General features: G+C 36.3%; 5 protein-coding genes. All 5 read right to left on the bottom strand.

The features are described 5' to 3' along the window. A partial coding sequence (locus tag JGH11_RS16775) for a two-component regulator propeller domain-containing protein (RefSeq protein WP_201113747.1) occupies positions 1-2794 on the bottom strand: 2794 nt, incomplete at its 3' end. A 294-nt stretch (positions 2795-3088) separates the two neighbouring features. After that, on the bottom strand, positions 3089-5515 hold the full coding sequence (locus tag JGH11_RS16780) for a glycoside hydrolase N-terminal domain-containing protein (protein WP_201113749.1): 2427 nt from the start codon (positions 5513-5515) through the stop codon (positions 3089-3091). Between the two features lie 44 nt (positions 5516-5559). Next, complete coding sequence (locus JGH11_RS16785; RefSeq protein WP_201113751.1) at positions 5560-6570, bottom strand: glycoside hydrolase family 43 protein; 1011 nt, start codon at positions 6568-6570, stop codon at positions 5560-5562. A gap of 13 nt (positions 6571-6583) precedes the next feature. Continuing rightward, positions 6584-9199 carry a TIM-barrel domain-containing protein gene (locus JGH11_RS16790; protein ID WP_236264066.1) on the bottom strand — a complete coding sequence of 872 codons (2616 nt, stop codon included), beginning with the start codon at positions 9197-9199 and terminating at the stop codon, positions 6584-6586. Between the two features lie 456 nt (positions 9200-9655). Next, positions 9656-11829: bifunctional alpha,alpha-trehalose-phosphate synthase (UDP-forming)/trehalose-phosphatase (locus tag JGH11_RS16795; RefSeq protein ID WP_201113755.1), on the bottom strand; the 2174-nt coding region annotated here is incomplete at its 5' end.

The raw sequence follows: 11829 nt of genomic DNA on the forward strand, positions 1-11829 counted from the left end.
GTTTTTCTTCACAAAATAGAAAAATTTCTATTTTGCTATTTTTATACGAATATTTAATTGCATTAGATAAAAGATTATCAATTACCTTTTCAATCTTCAATTCATCTATAGCTGTTATGTACGATTCCATATTAGATGAAAACACCAGCTCTATATTTCTATTTTCGGCTATTGAGCTAAAGATTTGTATTCGATTTGAGACCAATTGCACTATCTCAGTCATTATTGGAAACAATTGACCTTTACCACTATCTATTTTTTCAAAATCCAACAACTGTGTTACAACTAAAGATAATCTTCTTGATTGCTCTGTTGCAAGGCTTAAGTAATAACGTGTTTTTGTCGAAAACTCTGTAGCATTATTCAATTGCTCTATCGGTGCATTAATCAGGGTTAACGATGTGCGCATTTCATGAGCCATACTTGTGAAGAAACGAATCTTATCTTCTGCATGTTTTTGTTTGATCTGGTTGATATAGAATCTTAAAGAAAAATATAAAATGCCTAATATCGCAATAACAAATGCAGAACGAAACCACCATGTTTCCCAAAATGGAGGAATAATATGTATAGCTAACGACCGTTGATCAATTACTTGTGAAATAGAGCTATCATACATCCTGATTAAGAGATTAAAATTTCCACTCGGCAGGTTAGTGTAATTAATGATAGAAAAGCCTGATGGCTGACTCCATTCTGAATCTAATCCCTCTAGCTTCCATGAATATTTGGCACTCTTGGAAGAAATTCCAATAGAAAGAAGTTCTAGAGATAGAGTATTTTGATCATGATTTAGTGTTATACTAGTTTGTTTGTCAACAGCAGTGTTTTTAACTATATCGGGATTTTCTCTGATTGAGCGGCCAGATACAGTAATATTTTGAAAAAAGATACGTCCATCGAAGGAAGCTTGGTAAAGTTTGTCGGGGGTATACATAATTGCACCACTGTTGGTGCCCCAAACTAAGTCACCGTTTTTCAGTTGAGTGCATGAATTGATATTAAATGATGTATTTGATAAGGCCAATACAGACGAGTAGGTAAGTATCTTGTTGTTGGTGAGATTAAGTTGGCATAATCCGTTTTCTGTTCCAATCCATAGATAATCGTTGGTAGATATAATACTATTAATGTAATTTGAGGGTAACCCCGAGTCGGTAGAGAATTGTTTTTTTCTTTTATCAATATGATTGTATTGAATTAGACCGTTACCTGAAGTCGCTAGCCAAATATCATCCCCCACGACAGCAACATCATGAGCCATACAGTTGTCTAATAGGATTTCAATTTCTCCCGTTTTTTTGTTTATTAGAGAAAGTCCTTGTGAAAGAGTTACTAATATCTTATCCTTTGTCAGTTCCCAAAAAGAGTTGACAGGCTTTATTGAGTACGAGCGGAATTGCTTTTCTTTTGAAAAGTAACAAGTTACATCATCGACACCTCCTATCCAGATATCTCCGTCACTATCTTTAAATATATCGAAAATAAATTTTCCAGGTTTATTGGACTCTCGTTTATTTTCTGAATAATGTGCTAATTCCTGCCCCGTATCCCGATCAAGAATATAGATACCGGAAGAATAAGTTCCTGCCCAAATATGACCTTCCTTATCTTCGCATAATGCCAAAAAAACCTGAGCCTGTTCTTTTTTATTTTGATAGTAAAGCTCCCATTGGGAAGAGGAGGCTCTCCAACAGCTAATTCCGTTATTTGTAGCAAACCAAATGTCTCCTTTACGATCTTCAAGAATCTGATGTACATCGTTATTTCCCAGGGAGTTTATATTATTTATTTGATGTGTTATTTGATTTATGAGAGGAGTGTCTTTTTCGAAATATGATAATCCTCCTGTATAAGTAGCAACCCAGATCTTTTGATTGTCATCACAAAAAATATCATATACACCGTCACCACGGAGAGATGAAGGATTATCAACCTCCTCTTTGTATATATTTAGTACTGATTTATTTTCTAGTCCAATTTCCCAGACACCTTGACCGTCAATACCAACAAATAGAGAGGAATCTAAATTGCCATCTAATGCTAACACAGGTTGCTTAGGAAAACCTTCTATAAAAACCTCATTAAAAGATTTTGTTTTCAAATTATATTCGAAAAGCCCGTGAGAGAATGTTCCAATCCATAATGTTTCGCTCTTTTTATCATAAAAACAACTCGATACTTGTATAGTGTTATTAAGCTTATTTGTATATATAAGCTCATCTTTCAATGTTTCAGGATTCAATAGGGCTATTTTATTTTGATCGGCATATAGTAAATGGTTGTTGTCCAGTGTGTAAATGTAATTGGTGTCTGTCTTTCTCTGCTGGATAGTATCAAGGATACCGTCTTTGTAATTATACAATCCGTTGGAAGATGCAATCCAAATTTTTCCAGAATCATCTATATCAACACTATTTATTGTGGCATACCTGTCTTGCAATAAATTTCGCAAATCGATAAAAGGAACAAATTTATCATACAATTCGTTATAAGCAAAGATCTGTCCATTGTTGGTATAAACAATCAATTGAGAATTCTTATATATGAGCTTTGAAAATGATATGTCAACTGTCTTATACGGGAGCTGATACACATGGTAATTATCTCCGGCGATTCGTAAAACACCTGTTTTTGATGCTCCCCAAATAAATCCGTTGCCATCTTTACATACAGAGGAAACTTCCCTCATAGATATGCCATAAATAGTATTAATACTATGAAATTTTATATCTGAAGAAGATAGGTGAAGATTCGAAAAAGAAAGAATCAATAGTATTAGTATAACTCTCATGTTCCCGCCGCTTATCTCATTATCTTTGGTATTTGTTACCAAAGATAATAAGCCTTACATATACATCAAATTCGATATAAGACAAATATACGTATTTAAATTTTATTGATAAGATTAGGCCTCAAAATATGAATATAATTTCTTTTTTGTTTTATCTCATCAATAATAGTTTTACATATATTTATCTGTCAACTTATCATTCGACAATCTATATGAATTTTGATGTAATGGGAGAGGAGTAAGTTTTATTGACTCCTTGTTTTAAATAACATTAAAAGATACTATTATATAATATTAAAAGCCTCTAAGAAAACGGTAGGTTTTTCCTGCTTCCGTATCCACATCGTATTCGTAAATCTGATTCAGTATAGGGAATTGTTTGTTAGAAATTTCTTTAGATACTAATGGTTCTTTTATATTCGGTCTATTAAATAACGGATTAGGATTATTGTCTTTTACTTCTTTAAGGCCCTCTCCATTCAAGGGAACATATGATCGAAGACGAAGATTTCCGCCTAAACGAGATTTTATTGTAGCTTCTTTAAGTTGTATCCCATCCCATTTGATATCAACCTCAAACCCTCCGCGAGCTACTAACCCGCTGACTTCACCGTTACGCCAAGCATCTGGGAGAGCTGGTAATAAATGTACAGCTCCGTCGTGACTTTGCAATAACATTTCGGCAACTCCTGCTGTATATCCAAAATTACCATCTATCTGAAAAGGTGGATGAGCATCAAACAGATTTGGATATGTTCGTCCATTCATATCTCTATCCTCTACGAGCACAAGCATATTCTGTATGATTTTGAATGCATGATTGCCATCAAGCAAACGAGCCCAAAGATTTATTTTCCATCCAATAGACCAGCCTGTAGCTAAGTCTCCTCGGTATACCAGTGAATTTTTTGCGGCTTGAAACAAATGAGGATGTGCGTAGGGCGAAATTTGATTGCTCGGATATAACCCGTATAAATGAGATACATGGCGATGGTCGTTTTGCGGATCATCTACGTCTTCCAGCCATTCTTGCAATTGATTGTATTTGCCGATCTGCATAGGTGGCAGGCGTTTAATCATATTTTCTAACTTCTTTAAATATTCATGGTTTTCTCCAAGAATCAGACCTGCTTCACGAGTTCTGTAGAGTATATCAAATGCAATTTGGTTATCCATCGTACATCCAGCGATGATAGACGATTTTCCCGGGCCGTGTTCAGGTGAATTGGATGGACAGGTTACCATCCATTTATATACAGGGTGTTCGACCAAAAAATCGAGAAAGAAATCAGCAGAACCTTTCAATGCAGGATAAGCATCTCTGAGAAATTCTTTATTTCCTGTATATAGATAGTGTTCCCATAGGTGTTGTGCAAGCCAAGCCCCTCCGTTAGGCCACATACCCCAGTATGCACCATCAACAACCCCACAGCTACGCCAGATGTCTGTATTGTGATGAGCAACCCAGCCGTTGGCTCCGTACATATTACGAGCAGTATTACGTCCACTTTCTGAAAGTTCTTTTATCATTTGGAACAAAGGCTGATGTGTTTCACTCAGATTTGTGATTTCAGCAGGCCAATAGTTCATTTCGGTATTAATATTGATTGTATATTTTCCATCCCATGGAGCAAGAAGGCTTTTATTCCAAATTCCCTGTAAATTAGCGGGTTGTCCGCCAGGTTGTGAGGAGGATATTAACAAATAACGTCCATATTGGAATAGAAGTGCAGCTAGAGATACATCATTTCCTTTATTGAAATTTTTTACACGAATATGTGTTTGCTCTTTTGCTGCAGCCGAGGTTCCGAGATTTAATTTTACACGATCAAATTGATTCCTATAATAAGCAATATGTTCTGCTTTTGCTTTCTCATATGGATTCTTGATTGCAGCTTCCATATATGTTGTGGCGCGATTGCTTTCGTTAGCGCTCACATTCATGTAATTGACAAAATTAGTTGCAGAGGAAATGTAAATAGTAGCTGTTGTTGCACCAGAAACAGAGATTTTATCAGTTCCTACATCTACTTTTCCGTCTTTCGTTTGAATATATGTTTGCGTTTCAACACGGATTGCTCCCGGGATACCTTCATGTTCCTGTCCGTTTCCTAAAAGAATGAGTTTACCATCTTTCTTTGTTATTGTATGTTTTAATGGAGATTTATAATCGGCTGAGAAAGACAGCATACCTTCTTTGTCAGCAGAAAGATGTACGATGACAATATTATCCGTAAAAGAAGCAAAAACCTCGCGAGTATAAGTCACAGCACCCACTGTATATTTGGTTGTAGCTACTGCGTTTTCTATATCAAGGTCTCGATAGTAGTTTGAAAAATTCTCATGTCCAACAAAGTGAAGCATAAGGCTTCCTATAGTTTGGTAAGGCATTCCATTCTGTGATGTACGGAATTTCTCATCTATTATTTTTTGTGCTTCTTCATTCTTTCCCTCAAAAACAAGTCTTCGAACTTCAGATAAGGCATTTAATGCTTCCGGTTGGTCGTTGCGATGTGGGCCACCTCCCCATACCGTTTCTTCATTAAGCTGTAACTCTTCTACGGATGGATTACCATATACCATCACTCCGAGCCGGGAATTGCCTAAAGGTAATGCCTCAACCCACTTTTTTGCGGGTTGTGCATACCATAATTTTGAGTCGTCGGCTTTGGAAAATAAAGTTATAATTGAGAAAAAGGCGAATAATATTAATTTTTTCATGTTAATTTATCGTGTATAAAAAGTACATAAAAATATGTTGCATTTTATTTCTTAGCAACTCCTTCTTTTGTTTGTTCAACAAATTTCATTGTTCCGTCAGGATTATAATAAAGTTCATCAACGCAAACACTACGGCGGCCTATTGCTCCTGATCGTCCATCTATTGTAAGCGTAGCGTTATGATAAAACAGATACCATTTGTCTTTAAATTGGATAATTCCGGGATGGATGGTAAAACTATTTTCGGCCATTCCTGTCAATTCTCCTTGTGGAGTCCATGGACCTTCCATAGATGGAGCGGTAGCATAAGCTATATTTTCCCTCCCTTGACCCATCGAAGCATATGTTAAATAGTATAGATTACCATATTTATGCAGCCATGGTCCTTCTACAAATTTAGGTAGATCTATCACTTCTATTTCTCCGTCTAATTCAACCATATTCGGCTTAAGTTTTGCTAAGAAACAAGTTCCATTTCCCCAACAAAGCCATGCTTGTCCATTGTCGTCTATAATAGCTGTAGGATCTATGTCATTCCACCAGCCACGCGCACCATTCGATGTCATGTCGTCCGTCACAAGCGGCTTGCCAATAGCATCAACAAATGGACCAAGTGGGTTATCGCTTACCGCTACACCAACTGCCTTACTATTATAAGGTTCACCAGCCTGAACGGTTGTATAATAATAAAATTTGCCATCTTTTTCAAGAACTTGTGAAGCCCATGCTTCGCCGATAGCCCATTTAAAATCAGTGGGTTTTAATACATAGCCATGGTCAGTCCACGTTTGCATGTCATCTGTCGAATAACATAGCCATTCTGTTATGTTGAACTCCTTACCGCCTGATGCAGAATCTTGTCCTTCATAATATTCATCATGCCCCACATATAGATACAGTCTTCCATTATGAACCAGAGGAGCCGGATCGGCTGTGAATTTATCTTTTATTAATGGATTTCCTGTGTTCTTAAATGTTTTAAGATTACTTTCTTGAGCACAACCTATTAGTGAAACTAGACTGCAAATGATAAAAATAAAGCTAAAATTTTTCATGATTTATAATTCTTTATAGTTGAATTTGAATTTGTTTTCCATTGTATGTGATAAATGTTTCTGTCGAAGGTGTTACAATACGAAATGTTCGATTTTCTAGCATTCCGGGAAATTCTCCGTGTCGCTTATCTATTGATAACATCTGCTTAGCATCGTCCCAATGAAACTTTATAGTACTATATGCACCTTGTTCGTAATTGTAATTATCACCTTCGTCTTCATACAAAGTAGATGAGGTATTCATTCCTGGGTAAATGTGTATCTCTAACGGTTTATCTGTTTTTTGGGAAGCGAATTGTTTATCTGTATCCATGAATAAAATTGATCCTGCTTTTACGAATACAGGTATTTTTTCTATTGAAACCGGAACATCGATATATTGCCCACCCTTATATTTTTTGCCACTCCAGAAATCTATCCAACCTGCATCATGATTTGGCAAGTAAGTTTTCCATTGATTTACTCTACTTTCTGTAACCGGATTAATAAGTAAGGAAGTTCCGAACATATATTCACTTTGTTGTTCTAGGGCTTCCTTGTCGTTAGGGAAATCAAAAACAAGCGGGCGCATGAGTGTCGATCCTAGATAAGAAACCATTGCCGATTGCGAATATATATAGGGAAGTAAGCGATAGCGCAACTGTAAGTATTGTGATGCAATATGTTCGACTTGTTCACCATATCTCCATGGTTCTGTATTGCTCATATAACCATGTACACGCATTATTGGAAGGAATGTGCTGGCTTGTATCCAACGTAATAACCTTTCTTGATAATCTGTGTTTGTATATTGATCAGAAGGGCGGAAAAATCCCCCTGCATCATATGTCCACCATGGTAAACCGGCTGCCATTTGTCCAAGCCCACCGGTGATTTGTCTACGGAATGTTTCCCAATCGTTTCCTACATCGCCAGACCAAGTGACTGCTGCGTAACGTTGTAATCCAGAGAATCCACTTCGGGTCAATATCATAGCTCTTCTATTCGGATCGTCCTTGCGTAGTCCTTCGTAAACTGTTTTACTTACAAAAAGAGGATAAATATTTCGATAAAGTTCCCCTGGTATTCTTCCATTATTTATTCGGCGACCTAATAGATCATCATTTTCAGGTTCGGTGGCATCTTGCCACCAGGCATCAATCTTGTATGGTTTTAATAATTTATTGCTGAAATTTTGCCAATAGTATGCTGCTGCATTTGGATTAAAAAAGTCTATCCAATCTGTACCCTGTATATAATATCCTTTTGTCAACATTTGTTTACCTAGTTCAGATTGCTTGTCTATCTTGGACCAAACCGATAGCATCAGGCGTATGTTCATTTCATGAAGTTTACTAGTCATTTCATTTGGGTCAGGGTATTTATCCTCATCGAATTGCATAGCATTCCATCCATATTTACCCCACCATTGCCAATCTTGTACAATTACATCAATAGGTATTTTCCTTGTTCTGAATTCCATAGCATTCTCCAATAATTCGGATTGTGTATTATAACGTTCCCGACAGTGAATGTAACCTAATGCCCAAAGTGGCATCATCGTCGCATTTCCGGTCAGTTCCCGATAACTGGCAATAACTTCATCTGCACTACCGGAGAATACGGTGTAATCTAGTGCTTGTGCGACGGGCGAACGAAAAGTAGTTACATCTGTAACCTTTCGCCAGTAAAGTATAGGTTTGTCACTTTTCACACCTTGTACTTCAATGGTATGTTTCCCTTTGGCTATTTTCACGATGGCAGATGTGGTCGGAGGTAACCACAAATTGTTAATGTCGATTATATTTTGTCCGTCTATAGATATATAATGTTGACGTGCCATGCGCTGACCTACATCTAATAGCAGTGAGTACTCACCCTCAGCAGGTACATCTATTGTCGCGGTAAAAGATTTGAAAAAACGAGTCTCCCGCATATTTCCAGTTGTACTTGTAGCATCTACAGTGATAGACTGTCCATCCGTATCTGATGGAATGAGTGTTACGGATTGGTCTGCAGGATTAAAGTCTGTCAGGCCATAGTTATTCCAAAGTAATCCATACCCTTTATTCGATAAGATGAAAGGTATTGCTATTTGTGTGTTAACCTGAGTAAGGCGTCTGGTTAACCCTCTAATATTTAGATAACCGTCTTGAAACTGTCCTGTACCATACAGATACTCGTCGGTAGGCGTTATAAATTGTTGTTCGACTTCGAATGTGGGTTCACCTTGAATTGTGGAATTACGCATTATACGTCCTTCAGCTTTTTCCTGAAGGATTATCTTCCCCTTGGCATCGGTAAAAGTTAATACTTGGTTTCTTTTATCGAAAGTCACACCTATCTGATTAAGTTTTAAGTGCAAAGATTCTTTATCTTCTTTTATCTTAAAATCTGGTTTAGAGATGTTTTCTGAGTATATGAGTTCTTCCGGCAGGGTAGAATTTTCTTGTGTAAATTGTACACGTATAGCGTTTTGATTTAATGCCTGTAAAGAAAGTGTTCCTGTGGATAAATTAATTTTTACAGCATTATCAGGGGTTATTTGCTTAGCAAAACCCAAGACGGGCGTAATTATAAGTAGCAATATAAGTAATATTGTATTTAGAAAAGTATAAGTCATAGTTGTTGTCTTAATTGAAATGCCCATTCTTGATTTTATATCTGAGTTTCTGTTTGTAACAAAATTCTATTATTTTCTTTATTTTATCTGTCAATATAGAACGCAGATACATTGAACGGTTCCTTTGACCCTGATTTTTCCTGATACTATTAGTGCAAATGAAATTTAATTTTAGTGTGCTTTCATGAGTTCTTCCATTTACAAAATTAAGTGTGAACTCATTTTTAATACTTAGATATTGATCAATAAACATTCAATTTTGAACAAATTTGATGGTAAACATCATGGAATGGTGGCTGTATAGGCTAATTCAAACTTAATATTTATAAATGGAACTGTTTAATCTCCGATGAACATTAATATGGCTGCTTCATCGTAAATAGATATGTTGTATTATCAGAATAAAAAAAGACAAAGTATATTCTAACTTTTATTAGATAGAAGTTAGAATACATATTTGAGGGTTATAAATAATAACCACTTTTATTTTTTTATCAATTCTAGAAGAAATAAAAGAGTTTGCTGTTGAGTGGGTAGATTATATAATGCGGCATTCGAACTCTGGCCTACCTTGATTGTTATTGCCTCTTGCGGCAATGCCATAAACATTTCTTCATCGGTGGTATCGTCTCCTATAGCCATGATAAAGTCATAATCTCCTTTATTAATTAGCCTGTTAGCTTCTGATCCTTTACTAATATCGCCAGATTTTACTTCTACAATCTTATTACCCTTCATTATCTGTAGGTTATGACGAGCACAAGGATTAAGTAAAGCATTGATTAGCTGCGTCACACGTAAGTCGGCTAGCCAAACATCAACGTTTCGGTAGTGCCATACGAGTGCTGTATCTTTTACCTCCATTTTTGAACGGGGAGTTCTTTTTATGGTTTGTTTAATTATATCAGGTATTTCATTATCCCATTCAACCTTCTGAGCCGTCCTGTGCCATATGCCATCTTCCTTATAAAAAGCTCCATGTTCAGCTGCTAATCCTATCGGTAAATGCCCTAGCCATTTATCTAAAATCTGCTTGCTCCGGCCACTACTTATAACAATATGATTTTTGATATCAGCACTTAACTTTTCCAATATATTAATTAAGCCGGGGGTTGGATATGCCTGCATAGGTTCTTTGTGGAATGGAGCTAAAGTTCCGTCATAATCGAGTATAATAAGCCTGTTCTTTGCTCTATCGTATGCTTGTTTTATAATATCAAAGTTCGTTTTTTCAACTATTTTTTGTTGCAAAGCATCATTCTTTAGCTTTATACTTGTCAACTCTTCAATGAAATCTTTAGCCCATTGTCTAACCGTTTGCGTTGATATAATTTCTTGCATAGATGCAATAGCTTCCAGTTGTTCTACAATTGGCATTTTCAATGCTTGTACAATTGCCTGTTCTATCTCTTTCGTATCAGTTGGATTTACAATAATTGCATCAGATAATTCGATAGAAGCCCCGGCCATCTCACTCAGAATAAGTACACCAGATTCTCCTTCCCTTTTAGTAGATATGTATTCTTTTGCGACTAAATTCATTCCATCCCGAATAGGAGTGACCAATGCGATATCGGCTATATGATAGAGGGCTGTTAGCTCTTCGAAATTAAATGCCCGATAAAAATAATATACAGGAGTCCAATCTATACTTGAATATTTGCCATTAATAGCACCTACTTTCATATCTATTTCGTTTTTTAACTCTGCATATATGTCTACATTATCGCGTGAAGGGGCAACAATCATTACTAATGATACCTGTCCTAAATATTCGGGATAGTTTTCCAATAAATTCTCGAAGCTTTTCAGACGAATCATAATGCCTTTACTATAATCTAGTCTGTCAACAGATAAGATTAGTTTTCCATTTCCAAAACTGGTTCTTAATTCCTTGGCATTTTTCTTTATATCAGGATTTAACAAAGCATTATGGAACATATCGTAGTTAATCCCCATCGGAAACGCATCTACATCTACCACTCGTCGGTCCATTTGTATTTCGTCCAGATTACAATCTAATTTCAATACTCTATAGACCGCACTTATAAAGTGGCGCATATAGCTATGGGTATGGAATGCTACTAAATCTGCACCGAGTAAGCCATTCAATAGTTCAGCTCTTTCCGGTAATCCGCGAAATAATTCATAGGAAGGAAATGGAATATGGTGAAAATATCCAATACTGATATCGGATATCCTGTCACGAAGCATTTTAGGAAGTAGCATTAACTGATAGTCTTGTACCCATACAATATCTCCTGGCTCCACAATATCTAAAACAGCTTTACAAAATATAAGATTAACCTCTTTATAGGCTTCCCAGTATTTATTTTCATAATGTACGTAGTTGGAAAAATAGTGACAAAGTGGCCAGAGCACACTATTACTGTATCCTTCATAATAGTTTTCTATTTGCTCCGGGGATAGGTAAACCGGATGAAAATTTTGTTGTTCAAGCTGCTCGTCTATCTCTTCTTTTTCTTTAGAATTTTCAAGATACATTCCCGGCCAACCGATCCAATGTTTTTCAATTATTGTATCTAAGGAATCAAGCCCGGTCGATAATCCTCCAGGACTAGGGATTATTTCGTACCTGTTATTTTCTTCAATTATCTTAAGTGGTAACCTGTTTGATATGATAATAAGTTTCATCT

It is taken from the genome of Dysgonomonas sp. Marseille-P4677 (assembly GCF_016652235.1).
GTDB lineage: Bacteria > Bacteroidota > Bacteroidia > Bacteroidales > Dysgonomonadaceae > Dysgonomonas.

Coding starts and splice junctions, on each gene's coding strand:
- JGH11_RS16780 (WP_201113749.1), bottom strand. CDS start 5,515: ATGAAAAAATTAATATTATTCGCCTTTTTCTCAATTATAACTTTATTT.
- JGH11_RS16785 (WP_201113751.1), bottom strand. CDS start 6,570: ATGAAAAATTTTAGCTTTATTTTTATCATTTGCAGTCTAGTTTCACTA.
- JGH11_RS16790 (WP_236264066.1), bottom strand. CDS start 9,199: ATGGGCATTTCAATTAAGACAACAACTATGACTTATACTTTTCTAAAT.